This is a genomic window from Pseudomonas sp. S60, assembly GCF_016647865.1.
Taxonomy (GTDB): Bacteria; Pseudomonadota; Gammaproteobacteria; order Pseudomonadales; family Pseudomonadaceae; genus Aquipseudomonas; species Aquipseudomonas parafulva.
Genome location: NZ_JACVVH010000003.1, coordinates 1 through 22,202 on the forward strand (window position 1 = coordinate 1; position 22,202 = coordinate 22,202).

Consider the following 22,202-nt stretch of genomic DNA (forward strand, 5'->3'; position numbering starts at 1 on the left):
AGGAGCGAGCAAAGCTCGCGATGCGCCGCGCGGGCGGCGCTCGATCTGCGCACCACCGCAACAATCACGTCATGCCCTTGGTTGCCATCACGCGATCTGCCTCGGCCACCACGCCGACCGGTTTGCGGGTGGAGGGGTGGGGGGCTTACAGGTGCCCGGCTTGAGGTTTTTTCCGCCTGTGAGGCCGAGCGCCGCCCGCGCGGCGCATCGCGAGCTCTGCTCGCTCCTACGATTGTTTCGGGCCAGTTACGCCTGTGGCAGGCGCGCGTGACCGCCTGGTTAGGCGTCCCGACTGTAGCCCCTGGCAATAACGCAAGCCAGGCGCCTTCCACCCAACATGTAGGTAAACTGTCATCTCCCCGCAATGGACAGGAGATCCGGCGTGACCCCACCCCGCAGTTTCCCCAGTGACCTCTGCCTCGACAGCCCGCGGCTGCAACTGCGCCCCATGCGCCATGCCGACGCTGCGCAGTGGTTGAAGATCATGGCCGACCCCGAGGTCATGCGCTATTGGCATCATGCACCCTGGCACAACCTGGCTGAGGCAGAAAGTGCCCTGGCCGCCGACCGCGAAGCCTACACCCGTGGCGAGCAACTGAAGCTCGGCATGTACCGCCGCGACAATGGCGAGTTGATCGGCATGGTGCAGCTGTTCAACATCGACGATGTTTCCCGCCGTGGCGAGATCGGTTACTGCCTGGCCAGCGCCGTGCAGGGGCGCGGCTACATGGATGAGGCGTTGACCTGCTTCATCGACTATATCGCCAACACCCTGCACTTGCGCCGCCTGGAAGGGGAGATCGACCCACGCAACCAGGGCTCTGCGCGTACGTTGGAGCGCCAGGGCTTCGTGCTTGAAGGTACGTTGCGCGCCCGTTGGTGCGTAGCGGGTGAGTTGTCGGACTCCGGCATTTATGGCCTGCTGCTGGAGCCGCCAGTTGCCTGATGCCTTGTACCCGGTGTTTGGAGGGCGGGCCGGGCATGGGTTAAGGTCACCCCTTGTCCCGAACTCTCCAGGTGCCCCTTGCCCGCTTTCTACCTGAGCATCAGCCTGCTGCTGTACCTGGCCGCGCTGTTTTTTGACGGCGCGCTGATGGCAGGCGGTCGCCACATGCCGGCCTTGCAGATGCTGTTGTACGGGCCATGGGGCTTGCCGTTCGGTCTGCACCAGTGGTTCGCCAACCCACTGCTGGCCCTGGCCATTCTGGCCCACCGTCGCCTGCGCCGGTTTGCGTTGCTGGCAGGGCTGGGCGCCTTGTACCTGGCGGGTACCAGCTTCGGTATCGACCGCCTGCCCGACAACCAGAGCTATGAGTTCCACGACCTGGCCGGCTTTGCCGCTGGTTTTTACCTGTGGCTGGCGGCGATCGGCGTGTTCTGCCTGGGCCAGGCCTGGCACTGCATGAAAGCGCGCTGCGCCGCCGATATGCCAGGCTGGAACTGGGCGGATGTAGCCCTCATTGCGGCACTGGCGGTGACGTTGTATGCCGCCACCCAGATGCCGTCTTTGCGCTTCGAACCCGGCAAGGTGCTGATGCCGCCGGAGCAGCCTCAGACTCTGTAAAGACCACAAGGAGCGTTTGCATGATCAAGCATTATCTGGCGGGCATCGCCTTGGCCTGTACCCTGCCGCTGGCCATGGCCGACGACCATTCGCCGGCCTATGGGCAGTGCATGGACAAAGCCTCCAGCACCGTCGCCATGGGCGAATGCCTGAAGGCTGAAACCCAGGTGCAGGACCAGCGCCTGAACGCGGTGTACAAACGCCTGATGGGCAAGCTGGCCGCCGATCAGCAGAAAAGCCTGCGCGATGTACAACGCAAGTGGCTGGCCTACCGCGATGGCAACTGCCAGTTCCACCGGCAGGCCAGTGGCGGCACCATGGCCCAGCTGGAAGGCGGCACCTGCCTGATGGACATGACCCGCGACCGTGCAGCGGAGCTGGAGCGCGTACTCAGCCCCGGGCAATGACGGCTTGGGTTACAGGCGCGGCGCCTGATGCCGCTGCGCCCGTGCCTTGAGGTACTCGCGCACTTCCAGGGCGTTGCCGGCAAACTCGATACGCTCGGCTTTGGCGTCCCGCTGGTAGGCGTACATCGGGTCGTAGTACTCGCTGAGCAACCCCTCGATCCAGCCCCGGTGCAGATCCACCGCGCCGCTGCGCTGCTGCTCATCCAGTGCCTGGGCGAGCAGCGCCGCAAGCCGTTGATGGCGCTCGCCGCCCAGGCGCTTGTGGATATTGGCCATGCTCTGCAGCATCCGCTGTGCAAACAGCTGTAACCCCGCCTCGTGGCCATGAAGTGCCACGAACTCGGCGCTCAGGTCGATCACGTAGTCACGCAGTATCCGCTCCACCCGGCCGCCGAAGCTGTCTTCCAGCCACACCATCGGGTACTGCTGCATGCCCTGGTAGAGCTCCAGCGGGACCGTGCAGCTGCCCACGATACGGCCTTCGTCTTCCAGCACGAACTGGCTGACCCCACGGGCGCGTTTTTTCAGCACGTCGATGGCCAGTTGGTTTTCGAAGTCGATCTGCGCCGGTTGCGCGGTGGCGCGCTTGCCGAAGCTGGAGCCGCGGTGGTTGGCGTGGCCTTCCAGGTCCAGTACGTTGTCCAGTTGGTGCAGTACATCGGTTTTGCCGGTGCCGGTCAGGCCACCCAGCAGCACGAAGCCGCACTGGGCAACGGCTTGCTGGGTAGTCTCCAGCAGGTAGGTACGCATGGCCTTGTAGCCGCCGGTGATGCGAGGGTAGCGGATACCAGCCTCATCACGTAGCCAGCCCTGAACGATCTGCGAACGCAGGCCGCCCCTGAAACAGTACAGGTAGCCTTCAGGGTGAGCCTGGGTGAACGCCACCCAGGCGTCCATGCGCGCCTGCTTGGTGTCACCCCCCACCAGGCGGTGGCCCAGCTCGATGGCGGCGGCCTGGCCCTGCTGCTTGAAGCAGGTGCCGACCTTCTGCCGCTCCTGGTCGTTCATCAGCGGCAGGTTGACCACGCCGGGGAAGGCGCCTTTGATGAATTCGATGGGGGCGCGCATGTCCATCATCGGCACGTCGTTCAGGAAAAGCTGACGGAAGTCAGTGCAGTCGGGGCGCATCAAACGACCTCGACTGCGTGGCTCTGTCGCGCTACCAGGCTGCCGATGGGCGACAGCTGCAGGCCCAGCTCGGAGGCTACGGAGAGAAACGCTGCTTCACCTTCAGGGCTGACCGCCACCAGCAGGCCACCGCTGGTTTGCGGGTCGCACAGCAGCTGCTTCTGCTCGTCGCTGAGGGCGCCCAGCTTGTGCCCATAGCTTTCGAAATTGCGCAGGGTGCCGCCTGGGATGCAGCCTTCGGCCAGGTAGTGCTCGACGCCAGGCAGGCGTGGAACAGCGGCGTAGTCCAGTTGCGCCGTCAGGCCGCTGCCTTCTGCCAGCTCCACCAGGTGACCAAGCAGGCCGAACCCGGTGACGTCGGTCATGGCCTTCACGCCGTCGAGCTTGCCGAAACGGCTGCCGGGGGTATTGAGGGTACACATCCAGTCACGGGCCAGGCCCCGGTCCTGATCGCGCAGCTTGGCTTTTTTCTCGGCGGTGGTGAGGATGCCGATGCCCAGCGGTTTGGTCAGGTACAGGCGGCAACCTGCCGTGGCGGTGTCGTTGCGCTTGAGGTGGCGCTTGCTGACCACGCCGGTGACGGCCAGGCCGAAAATGGGCTCGGGCGCGTCGATGGAGTGCCCGCCGGCCAAAGGAATGCCCGCTTCGGCACACACTGCACGGCCCCCGCGAATGACTTCGCGGGCGACTTCTGGCGGCAGCACGTTGACCGGCCAGCCAAGAATGGCGATGGCCATCAACGGGTCTCCGCCCATGGCGTAGATGTCGCTGATGGCGTTGGTGGCTGCAATGCGCCCGAAATCGTATGGGTCATCGACGATCGGCATGAAGAAGTCGGTGGTCGACACCACGCCACGCTCATCGTCCAGCGCGTACACCGCCGCATCGTCGCGCGAGGCATTGCCCACCCACAGCTTGGGGTCCAGCGCCTGGGCGCCGCTTTCGGCAAGGATCACGTCCAGCACCTTGGGAGAGATCTTGCAGCCACAGCCGGCGCCATGGCTGTACTGGGTCAGGCGAATCGGCTCGCTCATGTGCACCTCGGCAGCTCAATGTATGGCGCGATTGTAGCAAAGCTGGCCTTTGAGCCCGGGCCTCTTATAATCCGTTGGGCGGCCGCTCGCCCCTCAACTGGAGAATACCCATGCTCAAACGTCCCCTGGCGCTCGCCGCCGGCCTTGTGCTGTCCTGCTGCACTGTTGTCGCCCAGGCGGCGGAAACCCTGCGCGTCAGCGCCATCCCGGATGAAGCGCCAACCGAACTGCAGCGCAAGTTCAAGCCGTTGGGCGAGTACCTCAGCAAGCAGTTGGGCATGGACGTGAAGTTCGTCCCCGTGGCCGACTACCCGGCCGTTGTCGAGTCGCTGGCATCCGACCGGCTGGACCTCGCCTGGCTGGGCGGTTTCACCTTTGTCCAGGTACACCTCAAGGATCCGACCGCCACCCCGCTGGTGCAGCGTGAGCAGGATGCCCAGTTCACGTCCAAGTTCATCACTGCCAACCCTGACGTGAAGAGCCTGGCCGACCTCAAGGGCAAATCCTTTGCCTTCGGCTCCATTTCCTCCACCTCCGGCAGCCTGATGCCGCGCTACTTCATGCTCAAGCAGGACAACATCAAGCCCGAGGGCTACTTCAGCCGGGTGGCCTATTCCGGTGCCCACGACGCCACCGTGGCCTGGGTGCAGGCGGGCAAGGTGGACGGCGGCGTGCTGAACGCCAGCGTGTGGCAGAAGCTGGTGGATGCCGGCAAGGTGGATACCAGCAAGGTCCGTGTGTTCGCTACCACGCCGACCTACTTCGACTACAACTGGACGGCGCGCGGCAACATGGACCCTGCGCTCAAGCAGAAGATCAAGCAGGCCTTCCTCGACCTGGACCCGGCCAACCCCGAGCAGAAGGCCATTCTGGACCTGCAGGCCGCCAGCCGCTTCATCGAAACCAAACCTGAAAACTACCAGGGCACCGAACAGGCTGCCCGCGAGGCCGGCCTGCTCAAGTGACGGCGGCTGCGACTTCGGCGCTGGCAGTGCAACTGCACGGCGCCGGCTTGCGACATGCCGCAGTGCGGGCGCTGGACGGCGTGAGCCTGGCAATCCGGCAAGGTGAGCGGGTGGCCATCATCGGCCCCTCGGGTGCCGGCAAGTCCAGCTTGCTGCACCTGATGGCCTCAGCGGTGCCGCCCAGCAGCGGTAGCCTGCACGTGCTCGGCGAGCAGCCCTGGGCGCTGTCTGCCAGGGCGCGCCAACGCCTGCGCGCCCAGGTGGGGTTGGTGCACCAGGCGCCGCCGCTGCCACCTCGCCAGCGCGTGGTCACGGCCGTACTCGCCGGTCGCCTCGGCCAATGGGGCGTGCTGCGGGGTTTGTTCAACCTGCTGTACCCCAGCGATATCCCCGGTGCACGCCGGGTGCTGGCCGAACTGGGCCTGGCTGACAAACTGTTCGTGCAGTGCGGGCAACTGTCAGGCGGGCAGTTGCAGCGGGTAGGTATTGCCCGCGCCCTGTACCAGCAACCCCGGCTGTTGCTGGCCGATGAACCGGTGTCGGCGATGGACCCGGTGCTGGCCGACCACAGCCTGGCCTTGCTCAACCGCCATGCCCAGGCCGACGGCGTGACGCTGGTGGCGAGCCTGCATGCCGTGGAGCTTGCACTGGCGCACTTCCCTCGGGTGATTGGCATCCGCGATGGCCACGTGCTGTTCGACTGCCCGGCCGAGGCGGTCAGCGAACAACTGCTCAATGACTTGTACGCCAACGAGCACTTGGCGCCGGCGCCTGACCAGCCAGCACCCTTGTCTGTGCAGATGCCTCGATGTTGAAGGCTGATGCGCGCGACCCTGCATTGCTGCCGCGTTTGCTGCTTGGGCTGCTGGCAGTGATGGTGCTGTGGCCCGGCATCCAGCTGAGTGAACTCAACCCCAGCGTGCTGCTGCAGGCGGAGAACCGTCAGCAGATCGCCAGCTTCACGGCGGCGTTCTGGCCGCCGACCCATGATGCGCAGTTCGTGGCACTGCTGCTGGACGCCACCCTGCAGACCTTGGCTGTCGCCACTGCCGGTATGGCCCTGGCACTGTTGCTTGCAGCACCGGCAGCGTTACTGGCCAGCCGGGCACTGTCGTTGCGTGCCGCTTCCAGCAATGGGCGCGGGGCCGGGTGGTCGCGGTGGGTGCGCATGCCGGTGCGTGGGGTACTGATCTTTCTGCGCAGCGTGCCGGAAATTGTCTGGGCGCTGCTGTTCGTACGGGCAGTAGGGTTGGGGCCGACAGCGGGGGTACTGGCTATCGCCATTACCTACAGCGGCATGCTGGGCAAGGTCTATGCCGAGATTTTCGAATCGGTGGATCAGCGGCCGGCCCACGCGCTGCTGCATGCCGGTGCGGGCCGGCTGAGCGCGTTTTTCTACGGCATCCTGCCCAATGCGGCCGCCGAGGTGGTGTCGTATACCGTTTACCGTTGGGAATGCGCTATCCGCGCTTCAGTGGTGATGGGCTTTGTGGGGGCAGGGGGCCTGGGCCAGCAGATCGATTTGTCGATGCGGATGTTCGCTGGCGCCGAGGTGGCGAGCATGCTGCTGACATTCCTGGTACTGGTGATGTTGGCCGACGGTTTCAGCCGCCTGTTGCGCTGGAGGCTGACATGAACCGGCTGATCAACCTGGGGCTGGTAGCAGCGATTTTGGCGGCGGTGGTCGCGTCTTTCGCCTACCTCGGCTTGGATTTCCAGGCGCTGGTGGGTAACGGCGGCCTGGGGCAGATGGGCGAGTACGCCGGGCGTTTCCTGCACCCGGACCTGTCTGCCGGGCATGTGGGGGCGGTTGCCTACGGTGCGCTGGAAACCTTGGCCATGTCGGGCATGGGCACGTTGCTGGCGATGGTGCTTGGGCTTTTGCTGGCCCTCCCTGCAGCTGGCCGCTTCGGGTGGCCGTTGCAGGCGGTGGCGCGGCTGCTGCTCAACGCCCTGCGTGCCATCCCGGAACTGGTGTGGGCGGCGCTGACGGTGCTGGCTGCAGGGCTAGGCCCCAACGCCGGTACCCTGGCCCTGGCGCTGCATACGGCGGGGGTGTTGGGCCGGCTGTTTGCCGAGGCGCTGGAAAATGCCCCCCCGGAACCTGCGGCGGCTATCCGGCTGCAGGGGGGTAGCCAGGTGGCTGCGTTCTGCTTCGGCACCTTGCCCAACCTGTGGCCGCAGCTGCTGGCATACAGCCTGTACCGCTGGGAAAACAACATCCGCATGGCCAGCGTGCTGGGGTTCGTTGGGGCGGGCGGGTTGGGGCAGATGCTGTACACCACCCTCAGCCTGTTCCAGGAGGCGCAGGCCAGCACGGTGATCCTGGGCATGCTGGTGCTGGTGTTTCTGGTGGATGCCTTGAGTGACGTGTTGCGCCAGCGTTATGTGCGTGGCGGCAGGTGAGTGGGGGTTACCCTGCTCGCCCTGCGCCACCCCGGTTGCGCAAAAAGTATCAGGCAGTCACTGCCTCAGCGGACTGCGCGCCGCGCTGCATCGACTCCAGGTTCCGCTCGATGGTCTCGCAGATGGTGTCCATCTGGATCTGATGCTCGCTGAAGCGGAACGGGCTCTGCAGGTCGGTGCCGATGCGCTCGATGGCCAGCAGCATGAAGCCCACCACGGTAGACGCCAGCGGCGTGAACCATTCCAGCGACTCTACCAGCCCCACCGGCACAATCAGGCAGAACAGGGTAATGAACAGCCGTGGGAAGTACACGTAGGGGTAGGGCAGGGGTGTATTGGCGATACGTTCCATGCCGCCCTGGGCATTGGACAAGTCCACCAGTGTCGACTCCAGGCGCGCCAGGCGAATGCTATCCAGGCGCCCAGCCTGGTATTCACGTGCCAGCAGGGCAGCGGAGCCACTGACGATGTCGTTGGCGAAGTTGTTGGAGCGCGTGCGCCGCTCGAACTCCGCCTCGGGGATGAATGCGCCCAGTTCGTCCGCGCATTTTTCGCCCCTCAGCTGGGCCGCCAGGCAGTTCACATAGGCAATGTGCCGGCGCAGCAGGGTAGCCTTGACCGGGTTGAGGCCGTCTTCGGGGTCATCGATCAAGGTCAGCGTCTGCCGGGCGAAGCTACGCGAGCTGTTCACCAGCGCGCCCCACAGTGTCCGTGCTTCCCACCAGCGGTTGTAGGCGCTGCTGTTGCGAAAGCTCACCAGCACCACCAGGGCCGAGCCTAGCAGGGTCAGCGGGATCAGCGGCAAGGTGAACTTGCTGTTGAAGAACAGCATGAAATCAATGGTGACCAGCACGTCCCAGATCAGCAGCCAGAACAGTGACCAGCCGATGTAGCCAATGGTCTTCACTGCCAGGCGATACTTGCGAATGATGACGTCTTTCAAATGGCGCACCTCAAACGTTTCAGTGTGCTGGATGGGACGTCGGGCAGTGGCGAAGGTTCGCAGGCTGGGTGTTGCAAACCATGTTCGAGCCACACCCTCACACCTGCGTCGCATTTCGTCCAACAGGTTTGCCCGCATCGGCTCGATAGTGGCACAATGCCTTGTATCGAATGGCTGCCCATGCCCACGCTGCGTGGCCCGTCCGATGCATCTCCAGGGCAGCATTCCTTCGGTACCCCGCCATGAACCAGCGCACAGGCAAAGGCCTTTCTTTCGCCAGACGCATGTATGCCCCCCGCGCCATCGGTACCGGCCTCGGCTTTTTTTGTGTACTGATCGGCATCTTCCCCCTGCAGCCTGCCGGCTGGGTGTGGGCACTGCTGATTGCCCACGGCTTTGTCTGGCCGCACCTGGCCTATCAGCTTGCCCGCCGCTCCGGCAAACCGTTCCGCACCGAGCAACGCAACCTGGTCTTCGATGGCTTTGCCGGCGGCTGCTGGGCGGGCGTGATGGGGCTCAACCCACTGCCCAGCGTCATCATCCTATCGATGATCGCCATGGACAAGATCGCTGCAGGCGGCTGGCACATGCTGTTCAAAACCTTGGCAGCCCAGGCAGCCGGCATCGCGTTGGGGCTGTGGCTGTATGGGCCGCCACTGTTCCCAGCCACCACCCAGGCGCAGATGCTGGCGTGCCTGCCGATACTGTTGATCTACCCCATGGCCATTGGCCTGATCTGTTATCAGGTGACCGTTCAGCTTGGCAAGCACAAGCGCGCCCTGGCCCGCCTCAGCCAGACCGATGCGCTGACCGGCTTGAGCAACCACGGTGCGTGGAAGGGGTTGCTGCTGAGCGAATTCGAGCGTTGCCAAGCCGGGGGCGGTGGCAATTGTCTGGCGCTGATCGATGTCGACCATTTCAAGCAGGTCAATGACCGGTATGGCCACCTGGTTGGCGACAAGATCCTGCGGGTCATCAGTGCCACCTTGTCGCTGCACCTGCGCAAGCGCGACCCGGCAGCGCGCTATGGCGGTGACGAGTTCTGCGTGATGCTGCCCGAAACCACCCCCGCCCAGGCGCGTGAAGTGCTGGAGCGCCTGCGCCTGGCGGTGGAAGCCTTCCGCGACCCGGCGCTGCCAGAACTGGCGTTGAGCCTGAGCATTGGCGTGGCGCCGTATGAGCCGCATATGGACAATGCCGAAGCCTGGCTGCATGCGGCGGACATGGCCCTGTACGGCGCCAAGCATGCCGGGCGCAACTGCATCATGTTGGCGCCCGCCAATCCGCAGCCGGCCTGATCAGGACTTGGCCGCGACGGCCACGTAGCCTTTCACCGACCCCGGTGCCCCGGGCTTGGCCTTGTGTGCCAGCAGGTACTGGTAGCGGCGCCATTCCTTGTCGATTTCGCTGAACGACATGAACACGCTGACCCGGTCCTTGCCGGCCAGGTCCGGCCGCTTGGCCGCGTCGATCTCGCGGGTGGGGATGATCGCCACGTTTATGCCAACCACATTGCCGTCATCGGCGAACACTGGCCCGCCAGACATACCTTTGGTGATCGGGCCATCGTGCACCGAATAAAACACGCTGCCGGGCGTGCCATCCAGGCGCACCAGCGACGAAAGCGCATGGCCCTTGCCTTGCACCGGCATCATCAGGCTGTTGAAACCCACTGCCGTAACGGCTTCGCCTGGCACGTACTGGCGCCAATGCGGCACTGCGCTGGCCTTGTGCTTGAAGAACACCACATCCCCTAGGCCTTCGTGCACCACGTTGCGCAGGAAGGGGGTGTGCTTGGCAGTGACGGCGTAATCGTCGTTCCACTGTATGGCGCTGGCCATCAGCAGCATGGGCAGCGGCGCACCGGAGGTGACCACGAAGGCTTGGCTGTAGACAGGGTCTGAAACGTAGGTCGTTGGCATTCCATTGCACCCACTGAGCAGCATCATTGCCGCCATGCAGGGCGCGATTGTCTTCATGGTTCACACGGAAGTGAGAGGGAAGGGTGCCGCAATATGGCTAAATGCCATTACTGAAGCAATACATTCGGCATATATCCGACGAATGTAAGCTTATGGACTAGTGTGGCCACTGGCCAATAGGCTTCCTGCATGGTTGTGCGGGGGGAAAATCAATAGCCTGGCGCCAGAGGCCGCGCAGGGGGCTGGCTGTGGAGCGGGCAAAAAAAAACCGACCACTAGGTCGGTTTTTTCCGGATTTTGGTGCCCGAGGGAGACTCGAATCATGACTGTATCTATATGATTTTAATGTGATTTAAGTCGGTTTGGTTTTTGGCATACTCACAAATGTACTCACATTTGCCTTCGTGGCTTCTTACCCAGGCGGTTCATAGCCCTCCCGAGCAGCCTCGATGTGCCTAAGTTGTGAGCTGCTGCTCACAGCGGGACAGCTCTTTGCCATCGTCTGCGATCGAGTACCCGCACTCGTAATTATTGATCACGATGTCCGCCTCCTGTTCACCATCCCTACCTCCATAGATCGTTTGTACCTGGCGGCCGGCTAGTGGATCCCCACATTTCGGGCATACTAGGTCGCTTTCACGAATCAACTCGGAGAGAGAGCCCAGCTTGGCTTGGATTTCTGCAAGCTCGTTTTCCTTGGATTCGATCTGCTTCTCATGGGTAGCCCCATCACTTTTCAGGCGGGTGATCTCCTCCAGAGAGATCTTGATCCGATCCGAGAGCGCTGCTGCCAAGGTATCTGGGCTCTGATCCTTAAGCTTGGCCATGTGCTCGTCTTTCTCGGCAATCCGTTCCTTAAGCAGCTGAATCACAGCGTCCTTTTGTTGTACCAGCACTCTGTACAGGACAAAGAGCGCGGTGATGAAGCCGATGATCGAAGCGACTTGTAGTGGTCTAATGAAACCGGACACCCATTTAGGCGAGAATGCTCGCCACAGAGAGGTGTCTGATGACCAACCAACGTCGTACCTTTACCCCCGAATTCAAGCGTGAAGCTGCCTGCCTGGTGCTCGACCAAGGCTGCAGTCATGGCGAAGCAGCCCGCTCGCTCGGCTTGGTCGAGTCGGCCCTGCGCCGATGGGTTAATCAGCTTCAGCAGGAACGCGGCGGCATCACGCCCGCCAGCAAGGCGTTGACGTCAGAGCAGCAAAAAATCCAAGAGCTCGAAGCCCGAATCACGCGCCTTGAACGCGAGAAATCAATACTAAAAAAGGCTACCGCGCTCCTGATGTCGGAAGACCTCGAGCGTACTCGCTGATCCGCCAGTTCAGCGCCCATGAGCCCATTGATTGGTTGTGCGAGGTGTTCGAAATCACTCGCTCAAGTTACTACGCACATCGTCATAGAAGACGAACTCCGGACGTTGAGCGACTGCGATTGCGCAGTCGAGTGAATGAGCTGTTCACGCGAGGACGAAGTGCGCCCGGCAGCCGTAGGATCAAGGCAATGATGCAAGAAGAACGTGAGCAAATCGGGCGATTCAAGGTGCGCAGCCTGATGCGTGAACTGGCGCTGGTCAGCAAGCAGCCGGGATCACACGCCTACAAAAAGGCTACGGTAGAGCGGCCAGATATTCCGAATATTTTGACCGTGCGTTTGATGTCGAAGCGCCAAATCAGGTCTGGTGTGGCGACATCAATTACGTTTGGGCGCAGGGCAAATGGCACTATCTGGCAGTTGTTTTGGATCTCTACGCACGCCGAATAGTGGGTTGGGCCCTATCAGACAAGCCGGACGCAGACCTCGTGGTCAAAGCGCTGGATGTGGCTTACGAACAGCGCGGCAAACCTCAAGGGCTGCTGTTCCACTCCGACCAGGGGTCGCAATATGGCAGCCGTCAGTTCCGCCAGAGACTGTGGCGCTACCGCATGCGCCAGAGCATGAGCCGCCGAGGCAACTGCTGGGATAACGCGCCGATGGAGCGAGTATTTCGTAGCTTGAAATCAGAGTGGATACCGAACACGGGGTACCTGACTGGGCAGCAAGCTCAACGAGACATCAGCCAGTACCTGATGAGCCATTACAACTGGATACGGCCCCACCAGTTCAACGATGGGCTGGCTCCGGCAAAAGCGGAAGAAAAACTCAAAGCTGTGTCCGGGATCAGTGAACGAGCCCCTTGAAAGACAGGACACCGTTTCCCCCTTAGGATAAGGGGTAGGCAAACGGGTATGTTTATGACTAACAGTAACAACAAGGGTGGCGTAGAACTGCTTGGCCAAGAGCGCCGGCGGCGCTGGAGCCCCGAGCAGAAGCTGGCCATGGTGCGCGAAAGCCTTGAGGCCGGGCAGAGCGTCTCGGTGGTCGCAAGACGCAACGGTATAAATGCCAACCAGCTTTTTCTGTGGCGCAAGCTTTACCAAGAAGGCAGCTTGTCGGCGGTCAGTGCCGGCGAAGCCGTTGTTCCGGCTTCTGAGCTGAACGATGCATTGAAGCAAATCCGCGAACTTCAGCGAATGCTTGGCAAAAAGACTATGGAAGCTGAAGTACTCAAAGAGGCCGTGGAGATCGCTCGTTCGCGAAAATGGATTGCGCACTCACCCTTGTTGCCGGGGGACGACCAGTGAAGCTGGTCAGCGAAAGTCTCGGTGTGTCGCGCTCCCAGTTAACGGTTCGGCTCAAACAAGGCGCGCAGCCAAAGGCCCGGCTTGCTCGGCATTCGGACGACACGGCTGTAGTTGCCGAAATTCGGGAGCATCTCGGTGATCTTCCCACGTATGGTTATCGCCGAATGTGGGGCCTACTGCGCCGTTCCCGCGAACAGTTGGCACTGCCTGCAATCAATGTGAAGCGGGTCTACCGTGTGATGCGTGATCATCAGCTTCTGCTGGCGCGCCGCGTAAAACAGCCTGGTATTGCTCGCAAGCATGAAGGTCGCGTCGCTGTTGCTACCAGCAACACCCGATGGTGTTCAGACGGGTTTGAATTTCGCTGCGACGACGGCGCCAAGTTGAGTGTTAGTTTTGCCTTGGACTGCTGCGACCGAGAGGCGATTGGCTGGGTAGCCAGCCCGACCGGCTACAGTGGCGACGATATTCGCGACCTGATGCTGGAAAGCGTAGAGAAGCGGTTTGGCGATCAACTGCCCAGCACGCCTGTGCAGTGGTTGAGTGATAATGGCTCGGCCTATATCGCAGAGCAGACTCGGTTCTTTGCACAACAAATCGGCTTGCAGCCGGTTACGACGCCGGTTCGCAGCCCGCAGAGTAATGGCATGGCCGAGAGTTTCGTGAAGACCATCAAGCGCGACTACGTGGCCCACATGCCTCGTCCGAACCGCGAAACGGCGCTACATAACCTGGCAGTCGCTTTCGAACATTACAACGAGCAGCATCCACACAGCGCGCTGAAATACCGCTCTCCCAGAGAGTTCAGGCGCATGAAAACGGCATCAAGTTAACGGGGTGGCGGTGTCCGGTTTTGTAGGGGCCAGTCCAATCAGTTGACCACTACAACTTGCGTGTAGAAGATGATTTCAGTTGGCATAAGCTGGCTCTTTGGCAGTACCTGGGTGAAGCGTACATCCGGCCATTCCAACGGGCTAGCAATGATTCAGGTCACTTGGAGTGATAGGCCCACCAGTCATCAATGGTCACAGTTGGCACCCGTGTTCGCTCCAGACCGGTTGCATGGCTCCACAGAGTCAACAGGCGATCGCCACCCGAATGGGGCGGGTCTGCACCTTGGCGCCAACCGATGAGGGTGGTGCGCGGCACCATCAGCTCATCTGCCAGCGCTTGCATGGAGTAGCCCTTGCGGGATAGCGCAGTGATTACCTGGAACCAATCGATGTGCTTCGCTGGAGCCTTCCGCCGAGTCATAATGCCACCCCTTAAACGCGCGCGCGCGCGGGGGAAGCCTCACCAGTCTCATCACCAGCGGCATGATCCTTATCCTTCCTCGTGGGATCATTCTTTCGGATCGGGCTTGGCCTGGCCGTCCGGTATTGCTTGTTTTTGCACATCAAACGATGTAAAAAAACGAGTAATCCATTAGGAGCATTCCAAATGCTAGAAAACGCTGACTTACGGTCACTCTCGGTCGAAGACGTCCTGTTGTCGCTTGGGCTTCCTGCTCACATTTTGCCTACTGTGGTTGAGCAGCTTTTGCGTGACTTCAGGGCTACCGGCCCTAACAAGCCAAAGAGCGCGCCAGGTACGAATGCTTGGCAGCGCGGTATCGAGGTTCTCCGTGAAGAGACCATCCTGTTGGGATGGACGCCCGATGAGCCCAACAACCAACCCCGCACTGTTTCGCCCGATGGGACAATCGCTATTACGGTAAGCAGTGGTGACACGAACACCGGTAACCCAAACAAAGAACCCCAGACCAGAAATGACAAGGGGTCACAGACCTCGCGGTGCGCTCATTATAACTCTCAACAAGGAGAGCTATTCCCATCGCAGCACAACGTTGTCAGCTTGAATAAGAGTGTGACAGAGGAGCAGGGGCCAGAGCTCTGGATCCTCCTTTTCTTCATTGACTTGGATAAGCAGGAAGTCCGTTACGAGTTGTCGCGTCCTACATCCATGAGTGAAAAATCCAAGGTCAATGGATGGTCGCATCGTTTAATTATGTCTCCAGTTGCGTTTGATGACTCTAGCGCACGACAGTCTCCAGATAGCCCAGCAGAAGTTGACGTACCAGTAACGCCGAAATCATGAGCCACGAAACATTGTTTAACTTAAATCGCTTGATCTTGGCCCGGCGCCGTAGAGGCCTGACCAAAAAAGGTTTATCTGAGCTGTCTGGTATTAGTTTGTCTAGCATCAGTAAGGTGGAGAACGGTGGGCATTCTCCATCAGCTGAAATGATCACGTCATTTTCACAAGCCCTAAACTTCCCGGAAGCGTTCTTTTACGGAGCGGACATTGATACTCCAAGCGAAGTAAACGCGAGCTTTAGGTCATTTTCTAGAATGACGTCAGGCCAGCGTGATGCGGCGTTAGCAGCAGGTGGGATCGCGTATTTTTTCAGTGACTGGGTGGCGTCTCGCTTCAACCTCCCTGAGATTGCCGTGCCTGACTGTTCCGGGATGGAGCCAGAGGTTGCTGCTGACACGGTGAGAGCGTTGTGGGGACTGGGTTTCGGCCCGATCAAGAACATGATTCATCTTCTTGAGTCGAAGGGAGTCAGAGTCTTCAGCTTGGCGGAGGAAACCAGTCAAGTGAACGCGTTCTCGTGCTGGAGAGGGGGAGTGTCTCCATACGTGTTCCTCAACACCATGAAGTCCAGTGAGTCCAGTCGTTTCGACGCGGCCCATGAGTTAGGACATTTGGTGTTACACCGACATGGGGAGAATAAAGGTAAGCCCGTGGAGAATGAGGCCAACGCTTTTGCTTCGGCATTTCTGATGCCCAGGAAGGGGATGCTTGGTACCGCATACGGTTGTAGAACGATATCCGATGTAATAGTGCGTAAAAAAGACTGGACGGTGTCTGCAATGGCATTCACATACAGGCTTCATCAGATTGGATTGATCTCAGAGCATACCTATAAGGGGCTTTGCATCGAGTTGAGCGTTATGGGGGGCCGGAAGAGTGAGCCAGACTCGGCTCCCAAAGAGACTTCTTTGATTCTTCAAAAGGTTCTTGGCTTTCTTCGTGAAAAAGGTGTGGGGGTTAACTCTATAGCTGCTGAGATCGCCGTGGAGGCCAATGACTTGAACCAGATTTTGTTCGGTCTTGCCCCTGTAATGGTCACTACTTCCGCAGGTGTTCTCAAGACTCCTTCTCGAGCGAACCTTCGTCTCGTCAACTGATGGCGATTGGTCATTTAAATTGATGGTGAAGCCCCTGTGAGTTCCGGGGCTTTGCCAGAGTCGCACTCTAGACGCTGCATTATTTCAAATTGGATCGATAAGAGATTCGCGCGCTTCTTCTCCATCTCTGCATTACGCAAAGCCGAGGAAAGCGCGGCATCGATATTCCCCAACCGATCCAGACGTTGTTCCACCTCAAGCTCCCGATTTTCCAACGCTATCCGCCAGCGTTCTAGGGCCAAGGCTTTTTGGTTCAACGTGGCTTGCCTCGCCTTCAGCGCCTTTTGTGCAGCCGCCTCTAATTCGTATCGGATGGCTGAAGCTCTGTAAGCGATCCATGAACCCCACCCGTTACATGAAGGACTGGAAAATCAGGTATTTGAGTCGGGCGCCTGCCCCGCTTGAGCCCTTAACCCAAACAACTGGTCAGCTAGCTGTCGGCCTTGCTCCAGTCCCTCCGCCGTCAACCAGATGGATTTGTTTCTGTTAACTGGATCACTGATCAAACCCCGCTCGTGCAGTCGATTCATGATCTCGAAGTCGAATCCTTTCCATGCGTTACCTTTGTCGGAGCTATAGGCTGCCAACAGGGCAAGCACTGCGTCTTCAATCAGTCTATCGTCGTATTCCATGGTCGTTACTCCGCTCTTGTTCTTCAAGGCTGACCCACAATGGGCAGAGCACTCAACGAGGTATTTTAGGCTTGCAATTCCACGGCAGCAGCGCTTCGTAGTTTTCCACTGAGCACGCCTGCGGCAGGCGTTCCAGTGCGTGGCGCAGCCACGCGTAAGGCTCTTTGTCGTTGGCTTTGGCCGTCTCGACCAGGCTGTAAAGTTGTGCGCTGGCAGTGGCACCTTTGGGCGTGTCACTGAACAACCAGTTCTTTCTCCCGATGACAAACGGGCGGATCGCACGCTCGGCCGCGTTGTTGTCCATCGGCAAGTAGCCGTGCTCGACGTAGCGTTCCAAATTGCTCCAGTTGCTGGCCAAGTAGCCGATGGCCTTGCCCAAGGCATTCTGCGTCGTGACTTGAGGTTGCGTTTTTTCTACCTAGCTTTTCAGCTGATCCAGCAATGGCAGGCTGCGCTCCATGCGGGCAGCCTTACGATCTTCATCGCTGCCGTCCTTAAGGTCGCGCTCGATGCCATACAGCTTGTTGATCAAATTCAGTGCGATGTCTGCCCGCCCAGTTTTACCCTTGGGCTGCACTTTCTGCGCTTCGACGAACTTACGACGTGCGTGCGCCCAGCAGCCCAACCGCTCCACGCCGTCCTGTGCAGCCAGCGCGTTGTAACCGGCGTAGTGGTCGGTCATGACATAACCACGAGAGCCATCCAGCAGGCGCGTCGGCACTTCCTGCGCTCGGCTGGTGGCGTAGTCGAAAAGGATCACTGGCCGATCAGGTGGGCCGCCGGTTTGTACCCACATCCAGGATTGGCTACTGGGCTCACGCCCAGGCTCTTTCAACACCTGCACACGTGTTTCATCACAGTGGATGATCCGACTGCTCAACAGGCTTTCGCGCACCAGATTCAGCAGCGGTTGGAAGTGCTCGCTGCATTGAATCACCCAGCGTGCCAGGGTTTGGCGCGGGATATCGATACCGTGGCGCCCCAGCACTTTTTCGAAGCGGTGAAGCGGCAAGCCGTCAACGTACTTGGTGGTCAGTAGCATGGCCAGCACACTCGGGCTGGCCATGCTTTTCTCAATCACCTGGGCGGGCTTGTCCGCCGTTACGGGTGCTGACTCGCAGTCGCGGCAGCCATACACCTTGCGAACATGTTTGATGACGCGAATCTGCATCGGGACGATTTCAAGCTGTTCGCTGACTTCTTCACCAATGGCATGCTTGCGGCAGCCACAAGCGCACGTCAGCTCATGCTCGGGCAGTTCGTGGACAACTTCGATACGCGGCAAATCAGCCGGCAGTGGCTTACGTTTGCCACGGCGCTTGGTGGGTGCAACGACTTCTTCATCGCCGGCCTCATCCAAGGGCTCAGCCAGGCTTTCCGCTTCGTCGAAGAGCGGCAACTGTGGCGTCGCCGCATCGCTTGTCTGCTCGCTCTTGCGCCCGAACAGGCGCTGGCGCAACAGTGCAACTTCCTCTTCGAGATGAACGATCTTACCCTTGTTGGACGCGCGCTCGTTGATCATCTGTTCAAGCAGTTGCTTGAGCAGAATAGGATCGTCAGGAAGGTCTTCGGGCATGGAAATCATGCCGCGGATTATACCGAATCAGACGACGTATCGAGGCGTCAAAACCTGATGCGGACGGTTACGCCAGAGGTCGAAGCCGTCGAGCAGCCAGTTCAGCCCCTGGACGGTCAGGATAATGACTTCGTCAGTGACATCGGGCGAGGTTTTGAAACGTTCGGACTCCAAGCGTTTGAGCCAGAGGCAGAAGCCGTTGCGTTCCCAGTACAAGATCTTCACGCGGTTGCGCGGCTTGTTGAGGAAGACGAAAAGCACCGGGTCGAACACCGCCACGTTGATATCGAGCTCGACCAGCGCGGCTAGGCCATCGATGGACTTTCGGAAGTCGACGGGCTTGGGATAGAGGTAAACTTTTTCGACTTTGGCGTCGGGTCGCATCATGGGTACGCGATCCATAAACCCCACCTGCCCAACAGTGGGGTAACGGTTTACCGTGGCATCTCTGGCGAGCAGTTCCACGGTAGCAGCGCTTCGTAGTCTGCTACCGACGAGGCGTGCGGTAGCCTCTCAAGTACGTGGCGCAGCCACGTATAAGGCTCTTGGCCGTTGACCTTGGCGGTCTCGATCAGGCTGTAGATCTTCGCGCTGGCACTGGCGCCGTTGACGGTGTCGCTGAACAGCCAGGCCTTGCGCCCTATGACAAACGGCTTGATCGCTCTTTCGGCCGTATTGTTATCGATGGGCAAGTAACCCGCTTCGACATAGCGCTCCAGTCGACTCCAGTTGTTCGCCAGGTAATGCACTGCCTTGCCCAACGCACTTTGTGCGGTCACCTGCGACTGGGTTTTATCCAGCCAGCTTTTCAGTTGTGTCAGGATCGGCAGGCTTTTCTCCTGTCGACCAGCAAACCGCTGTTCATCACTGACGTCCTTGAGCTCGCGCTCGATGCCGTACAGCTTGTTGATCATCGCCAGCGCGATATCAGCCCGTCCGGTTTTACCTTTGGGCTGCACTTTTTGCGCGTCCACGAACTTGCGTCGCGCATGGGCCATGCACGCCAGTCGCTCCACGCCCGGCTGCAACGCCAACGCGTTATAGCCGGCGTAATCATCAGTCATGACATAGCCACGGTAACTTTCCAGCAAGCGCAACGGCACCTCCTGCGCACGGCTGGACGTGTAATCAAACAGCACAACTTTTCGATCCGGTGGGCCACTGGCTTGCACCCACATCCAGGATTGACTGGTCGGATCTCGATCCGGTTCTTTCAACACCTGGGCACGGGTTTCATCGCAGTGAATCACTGGGCTTTCCAGCAACCGATCACGCATCAAATTAAGCAGTGGCTGGAAATGCTCGCTGCACTGGATCACCCAGCGTGCCAGCGTTTGCCGAGGGATATCGATACCGTGCCGGCTGAGTACCGTTTCAAACCGATGCAACGGTAAACCGTCGACATACTTGGTGGTCAGTAGCATGGCCAGCACGCTGGGGCTGGCCATGCTTTTCTCGATCAACTGGGCGGGCTTGTCGGCGGTGACCGGTGTGGCTTCACAGCCACGGCAAGCGTAGATCTTGCGGATATGTGTGATGACCCGGATCTGCATCGGCACGATATCCAGTTGCTCACTGGTTTCTTCCCCGATGGCATGTTTGCGGCAACCGCAAGCACAGGTCAGTTCGTGTTCGGGCAGTTCGTGGATGACTTCGATACGCGGCAGATTGGCTGACAACGGCTTGCGTTTGCCACCACGCACTGTGGGTGCAACGACTTCCTCATCGGCGTCGCCAACCAACGGCATTGGCTCGCTTTCAGGCTCATTGAACAAGGCCAACTGTGGCGTGTTGGGTTCTACGGATTGCTCGGACTTGCGTCCAAACAGACGGTCACGCAACAGCTTGATCTGTTCTTTCAGGTCGACGATGTGAGTCTGATAAGCCTGAGCGGTTTCCTCCTGACGATTGAGGGCCTCAAGCAACAGTTGCTTGAGCAAAACAGGATCAGCAGGAAGGTCATCGGGCAGAGAAATCATGGCCCGGATTATACCGGGTCATGCCACGTAGCGCGGCGTCAAAACCTGATGAGGACGATTACGCCAGAGGTCAAAACCGTCGAGCAGCCAGTTGAGTTCCTGGACGGTCAGAATGATCGCCTCGTCGGTGGCGTCTGGCGATGTTTTGAAACGCTCGGATTCGAGGCGCTTGAGCCAAAGGCAGAAGCCGTTTCGTTCCCAGTAGAGGATCTTCACGCGGTTGCGCGGCTTGTTGAGAAACACGAAAAGCACCGGGTCAAACACCGCCACTTTGATATCCAGTTCGACCAGAGCGGCCAGGCCGTCAATCGACTTTCGGAAGTCGACGGGCTTGGGGTAGAGATAGACTTTTTCGACTTTGGCGTCGGGGCGCATCATGACGGGTCTGGCTCCAGAAAGAGATCGGGAGCACAGCATTGAGGATCAGCTTCGCGCTTTGAATGTGGGGTTCATGGAGCAGTTACCATCATGGTGAGCGAGCTCCAGAAAGAAATCGGGAGCACAGCATCGGGGATCAGGTAAGCGCTTTGAATGTGGGGTTCATGGAGCGCTTAGTGCGCCAGTTAAAGCTGGTGGAGGATAGTCGATGAAAGTTCGATACTGGTAAGAAATGGCGAATCAACCAGACCCCGAGTCATGCATGTTGCACCGTGAGGTGCAGGGTGAAGCGTTGACAGGGGAAACCGATGGGCCAGCCATTGAGCCGCGAAATCACAAGTCCGGGATGCCGATGCTGTTAAGCGAAGCAGAAGGCAACACGGAGCATGGCGTTATACGCCAGTCATGCTCTGATCCCGCGTGGTCGGAGACCCTGTGCACGTCGGGAAGTCCTTCACACAGAAACTGGGAGATCTCAGCGATGCCCGGTGCGCAAGCACCGGGCGGAGTAGGAAAGGCCAAAAGCCGTAACCCTGCTGTCTACGTCGCTGAGAAGTCGGATACGTCCGTAGTACCTGAGAAGCCGTCGAACAAAGGGCCGAGCCCTGCGGAGATGGTGGAGGAAAGGGACGTAGCCAAGGGAAACACCGACACGTCCCCCGCGCGCCGGACACAGAGCCGGATCAGTTGCGCGTCGATGGGAATTGAAGGTGTACGTGAGGCAGCCCGAAGGGAAAAGGACATGCAGTTCACGGCATTGCTGCACCACATCACACCGCAGTTATTGGCGCAAAGCTTCTATGCCTTGCGCCGCGATGCAGCGGTAGGGGTGGACGGCATGTCGTGGCGAGAATATGAGGAAGGTCTTCTCCAGCGGGTAACCGATTTGCACTCCAGGCTCCACAGTGGAGCCTATCGGGCAACGCCATCGCGGCGGGTGTACATTCCCAAAGCCGATGGCAGGCAGCGCCCGTTGGGTATTGCCTCTTTGGAAGACAAGGTCGTACAGCAGGCGGTTGTTACCGTTCTGAATGCGATCTATGAAGAGGACTTTCTAGGATTTTCGTATGGGTTTCGGCCGGGGCGCAGTCAGCACTATGCGCTGGATGCGTTGACGGTCGCGCTGAAAGGCCAGAAGGTGAACTGGATACTGGATGCGGATATCACGTCGTTCTTTGATGAGATCGACCATGAATGGATGCTGATGTTTCTGGCACACCGGATTGCAGACCGACGCTTGCTCGGGCTTATATGCAAATGGCTTCAAGCGGGTGTTATGGACGATGGCCGTAGGTTGGCTGCGACCAAGGGGACGCCTCAAGGCGCAGTGATATCGCCGCTGCTGGCGAATATCTATCTTCACTACGTGCTGGATCTGTGGGCAAGGCAGTGGCGCGAGCGCCACGCCCGTGGCGAGTGATCGTTGTGCGCTACGCGGACGACAGCG

At 59.8% G+C, this 22,202-nt stretch carries 23 protein-coding genes and 2 pseudogenes; 13 read left to right on the forward strand and 12 right to left on the reverse strand.

Annotation, left to right across the window (positions count from 1 at the left end; translation table 11 throughout):
• Positions 1 to 382: 382 nt before the first annotated feature.
• From IAE33_RS01905 to IAE33_RS01915, 3 genes are all read left to right on the forward strand, one after another.
• Positions 383 to 946: a GNAT family N-acetyltransferase gene (locus tag IAE33_RS01905; RefSeq protein WP_028631614.1), complete on the forward strand. Its 564-nt coding sequence runs from the start codon at positions 383 to 385 to the stop codon at positions 944 to 946.
• Positions 947 to 1,024: 78 nt separating this feature from the next.
• Positions 1,025 to 1,564: a hypothetical protein gene (locus IAE33_RS01910; protein ID WP_201161883.1), complete on the forward strand. Its 540-nt coding sequence runs from the start codon at positions 1,025 to 1,027 to the stop codon at positions 1,562 to 1,564.
• A gap of 20 nt (positions 1,565 to 1,584) precedes the next feature.
• Positions 1,585 to 1,971, forward strand: a complete 387-nt coding sequence (locus tag IAE33_RS01915; RefSeq protein ID WP_201161884.1) for a lysozyme inhibitor LprI family protein — start codon at positions 1,585 to 1,587, stop codon at positions 1,969 to 1,971.
• 9 nt (positions 1,972 to 1,980) lie between these two features.
• On the opposite strand, the gene mnmH is transcribed toward IAE33_RS01915, so the two are convergent.
• The gene (gene mnmH / locus IAE33_RS01920; RefSeq protein WP_201161885.1) at positions 1,981 to 3,099 is read right to left on the reverse strand and encodes a tRNA 2-selenouridine(34) synthase MnmH; all 1,119 of its coding nucleotides are present in this window, start codon (positions 3,097 to 3,099) and stop codon (positions 1,981 to 1,983) included.
• Positions 3,099 to 4,133, reverse strand: coding sequence for a selenide, water dikinase SelD (gene selD, locus IAE33_RS01925; RefSeq protein WP_201161886.1), 1,035 nt, complete (start codon positions 4,131 to 4,133; stop codon positions 3,099 to 3,101). Before selD ends, mnmH begins: the two co-directional genes overlap by 1 nt.
• A gap of 110 nt (positions 4,134 to 4,243) precedes the next feature.
• On the opposite strand from selD, the gene IAE33_RS01930 reads away from it, so the two are divergent.
• The 4 genes from IAE33_RS01930 to phnE are packed head-to-tail and all read left to right on the forward strand — an operon-like array spanning position 4,244 to position 7,504.
• Entirely contained in the window at positions 4,244 to 5,098 is an 855-nt protein-coding gene (locus tag IAE33_RS01930) for a putative selenate ABC transporter substrate-binding protein (protein ID WP_201161887.1), read from the forward strand.
• Between the two features lie 20 nt (positions 5,099 to 5,118).
• Positions 5,119 to 5,913, forward strand: a complete 795-nt coding sequence (locus IAE33_RS01935; RefSeq protein ID WP_201162032.1) for a phosphonate ABC transporter ATP-binding protein — start codon at positions 5,119 to 5,121, stop codon at positions 5,911 to 5,913.
• A complete protein-coding gene (locus IAE33_RS01940; RefSeq protein WP_201161888.1) occupies positions 5,907 to 6,734 on the forward strand; it encodes a PhnE/PtxC family ABC transporter permease in 828 nt (275 codons plus the stop codon). The genes IAE33_RS01935 and IAE33_RS01940 overlap by 7 nt, the downstream gene beginning before the upstream one ends.
• Positions 6,731 to 7,504: a phosphonate ABC transporter, permease protein PhnE gene (gene phnE, locus IAE33_RS01945; protein WP_201161889.1), complete on the forward strand. Its 774-nt coding sequence runs from the start codon at positions 6,731 to 6,733 to the stop codon at positions 7,502 to 7,504. The genes IAE33_RS01940 and phnE overlap by 4 nt, the downstream gene beginning before the upstream one ends.
• Before the next feature lie 49 nt (positions 7,505 to 7,553).
• Here the strand turns inward: phnE and IAE33_RS01950 are convergent, their stop codons facing one another.
• Positions 7,554 to 8,447, reverse strand: a complete 894-nt coding sequence (locus tag IAE33_RS01950) for a bestrophin family protein (RefSeq protein WP_060482259.1) — start codon at positions 8,445 to 8,447, stop codon at positions 7,554 to 7,556.
• Between the two features lie 242 nt (positions 8,448 to 8,689).
• Here IAE33_RS01950 and IAE33_RS01955 point away from each other — a divergent pair, with 242 nt between their 5' ends.
• Positions 8,690 to 9,745, forward strand: coding sequence for a diguanylate cyclase (locus IAE33_RS01955; protein ID WP_201161890.1), 1,056 nt, complete (start codon positions 8,690 to 8,692; stop codon positions 9,743 to 9,745).
• Here IAE33_RS01955 and IAE33_RS01960 read toward each other — a convergent pair whose 3' ends face one another.
• Both IAE33_RS01960 and IAE33_RS01965 read right to left on the reverse strand, forming a co-directional pair.
• Positions 9,746 to 10,393 carry a trypsin-like peptidase domain-containing protein gene (locus tag IAE33_RS01960; protein WP_201162034.1) on the reverse strand — a complete coding sequence of 216 codons (648 nt, stop codon included), beginning with the start codon at positions 10,391 to 10,393 and terminating at the stop codon, positions 9,746 to 9,748.
• 431 nt (positions 10,394 to 10,824) lie between these two features.
• Positions 10,825 to 11,340: a hypothetical protein gene (locus tag IAE33_RS01965; protein ID WP_201161891.1), complete on the reverse strand. Its 516-nt coding sequence runs from the start codon at positions 11,338 to 11,340 to the stop codon at positions 10,825 to 10,827.
• 38 nt (positions 11,341 to 11,378) lie between these two features.
• Between IAE33_RS01965 and IAE33_RS01970 the strand changes: the two are divergent.
• Positions 11,379 to 12,552 (forward strand): annotated as a pseudogene (locus IAE33_RS01970) (IS3 family transposase).
• A 54-nt stretch (positions 12,553 to 12,606) separates the two neighbouring features.
• Positions 12,607 to 13,829, forward strand: a protein-coding gene (locus IAE33_RS01975) for an IS3 family transposase (protein ID WP_442967333.1) whose coding sequence is annotated in 2 segments (ribosomal slippage) — positions 12,607 to 12,955 and positions 12,955 to 13,829 — 1,224 coding nt in all. Because the reading frame shifts where the segments join, the coding sequence is not laid out codon by codon here.
• A 157-nt stretch (positions 13,830 to 13,986) separates the two neighbouring features.
• Here the strand turns inward: IAE33_RS01975 and IAE33_RS01980 are convergent.
• The gene (locus IAE33_RS01980; protein WP_201161893.1) at positions 13,987 to 14,172 is read right to left on the reverse strand and encodes a hypothetical protein; all 186 of its coding nucleotides are present in this window, start codon (positions 14,170 to 14,172) and stop codon (positions 13,987 to 13,989) included.
• A 264-nt stretch (positions 14,173 to 14,436) separates the two neighbouring features.
• Between IAE33_RS01980 and IAE33_RS01985 the strand changes: the two genes are divergently transcribed.
• On the forward strand, positions 14,437 to 15,093 hold the full coding sequence (locus IAE33_RS01985) for a hypothetical protein (protein WP_201161894.1): 657 nt from the start codon (positions 14,437 to 14,439) through the stop codon (positions 15,091 to 15,093).
• Positions 15,090 to 16,190, forward strand: coding sequence for an XRE family transcriptional regulator (locus IAE33_RS01990; protein WP_201161895.1), 1,101 nt, complete (start codon positions 15,090 to 15,092; stop codon positions 16,188 to 16,190). Before IAE33_RS01985 ends, IAE33_RS01990 begins: the two co-directional genes overlap by 4 nt.
• A 14-nt stretch (positions 16,191 to 16,204) precedes the next feature.
• Here IAE33_RS01990 and IAE33_RS01995 read toward each other — a convergent pair whose 3' ends face one another.
• The 6 genes and pseudogenes from IAE33_RS01995 to tnpB (IAE33_RS02020) all read right to left on the reverse strand — a co-directional run bounded on the left by IAE33_RS01995 (position 16,205) and on the right by tnpB (IAE33_RS02020) (position 20,755).
• Positions 16,205 to 16,447, reverse strand: coding sequence for a hypothetical protein (locus IAE33_RS01995; protein ID WP_201161896.1), 243 nt, complete (start codon positions 16,445 to 16,447; stop codon positions 16,205 to 16,207).
• 114 nt (positions 16,448 to 16,561) lie between these two features.
• Positions 16,562 to 16,822 carry a DUF6429 family protein gene (locus tag IAE33_RS02000; RefSeq protein WP_201161897.1) on the reverse strand — a complete coding sequence of 87 codons (261 nt, stop codon included), beginning with the start codon at positions 16,820 to 16,822 and terminating at the stop codon, positions 16,562 to 16,564.
• Between the two features lie 52 nt (positions 16,823 to 16,874).
• Positions 16,875 to 18,407: pseudogene (gene tnpC, locus IAE33_RS02005) on the reverse strand (IS66 family transposase).
• An 18-nt stretch (positions 18,408 to 18,425) separates the two neighbouring features.
• The gene (gene tnpB / locus IAE33_RS02010; protein WP_236405980.1) at positions 18,426 to 18,785 is read right to left on the reverse strand and encodes an IS66 family insertion sequence element accessory protein TnpB; all 360 of its coding nucleotides are present in this window, start codon (positions 18,783 to 18,785) and stop codon (positions 18,426 to 18,428) included.
• Between the two features lie 47 nt (positions 18,786 to 18,832).
• Positions 18,833 to 20,377 carry an IS66 family transposase gene (tnpC, locus tag IAE33_RS02015; RefSeq protein WP_201161898.1) on the reverse strand — a complete coding sequence of 515 codons (1,545 nt, stop codon included), beginning with the start codon at positions 20,375 to 20,377 and terminating at the stop codon, positions 18,833 to 18,835.
• An 18-nt stretch (positions 20,378 to 20,395) separates the two neighbouring features.
• On the reverse strand, positions 20,396 to 20,755 hold the full coding sequence (tnpB, locus tag IAE33_RS02020; protein WP_029614001.1) for an IS66 family insertion sequence element accessory protein TnpB: 360 nt from the start codon (positions 20,753 to 20,755) through the stop codon (positions 20,396 to 20,398).
• 742 nt (positions 20,756 to 21,497) lie between these two features.
• Here tnpB (IAE33_RS02020) and IAE33_RS24860 point away from each other — a divergent pair.
• A complete protein-coding gene (locus tag IAE33_RS24860) occupies positions 21,498 to 22,175 on the forward strand; it encodes a reverse transcriptase domain-containing protein (RefSeq protein WP_442967334.1) in 678 nt (225 codons plus the stop codon).
• Positions 22,176 to 22,202 lie beyond the last annotated feature (27 nt).

Bases quoted from the DNA above. Each gene is read 5' to 3' on its own strand.
- IAE33_RS01915 (WP_201161884.1), top strand. From the start codon at position 1,585: ATGATCAAGCATTATCTGGCGGGCATCGCCTTGGCCTGTACCCTGCCG.
- mnmH (WP_201161885.1), bottom strand. From the start codon at position 3,099: ATGCGCCCCGACTGCACTGACTTCCGTCAGCTTTTCCTGAACGACGTG.
- selD (WP_201161886.1), bottom strand. From the start codon at position 4,133: ATGAGCGAGCCGATTCGCCTGACCCAGTACAGCCATGGCGCCGGCTGT.
- IAE33_RS01930 (WP_201161887.1), top strand. From the start codon at position 4,244: ATGCTCAAACGTCCCCTGGCGCTCGCCGCCGGCCTTGTGCTGTCCTGC.
- IAE33_RS01940 (WP_201161888.1), top strand. From the start codon at position 5,907: ATGTTGAAGGCTGATGCGCGCGACCCTGCATTGCTGCCGCGTTTGCTG.
- phnE (WP_201161889.1), top strand. From the start codon at position 6,731: ATGAACCGGCTGATCAACCTGGGGCTGGTAGCAGCGATTTTGGCGGCG.
- IAE33_RS01955 (WP_201161890.1), top strand. From the start codon at position 8,690: ATGAACCAGCGCACAGGCAAAGGCCTTTCTTTCGCCAGACGCATGTAT.
- IAE33_RS01960 (WP_201162034.1), bottom strand. From the start codon at position 10,393: ATGCTGCTCAGTGGGTGCAATGGAATGCCAACGACCTACGTTTCAGAC.
- IAE33_RS01980 (WP_201161893.1), bottom strand. From the start codon at position 14,172: ATGCAAGCGCTGGCAGATGAGCTGATGGTGCCGCGCACCACCCTCATC.
- IAE33_RS01985 (WP_201161894.1), top strand. From the start codon at position 14,437: ATGCTAGAAAACGCTGACTTACGGTCACTCTCGGTCGAAGACGTCCTG.
- IAE33_RS01990 (WP_201161895.1), top strand. From the start codon at position 15,090: ATGAGCCACGAAACATTGTTTAACTTAAATCGCTTGATCTTGGCCCGG.
- IAE33_RS02000 (WP_201161897.1), bottom strand. From the start codon at position 16,822: ATGGAATACGACGATAGACTGATTGAAGACGCAGTGCTTGCCCTGTTG.
- tnpB (WP_236405980.1), bottom strand. From the start codon at position 18,785: ATGATGCGACCCGACGCCAAAGTCGAAAAAGTTTACCTCTATCCCAAG.
- tnpC (WP_201161898.1), bottom strand. From the start codon at position 20,377: ATGATTTCTCTGCCCGATGACCTTCCTGCTGATCCTGTTTTGCTCAAG.
- tnpB (WP_029614001.1), bottom strand. From the start codon at position 20,755: ATGATGCGCCCCGACGCCAAAGTCGAAAAAGTCTATCTCTACCCCAAG.
- IAE33_RS24860 (WP_442967334.1), top strand. From the start codon at position 21,498: ATGCAGTTCACGGCATTGCTGCACCACATCACACCGCAGTTATTGGCG.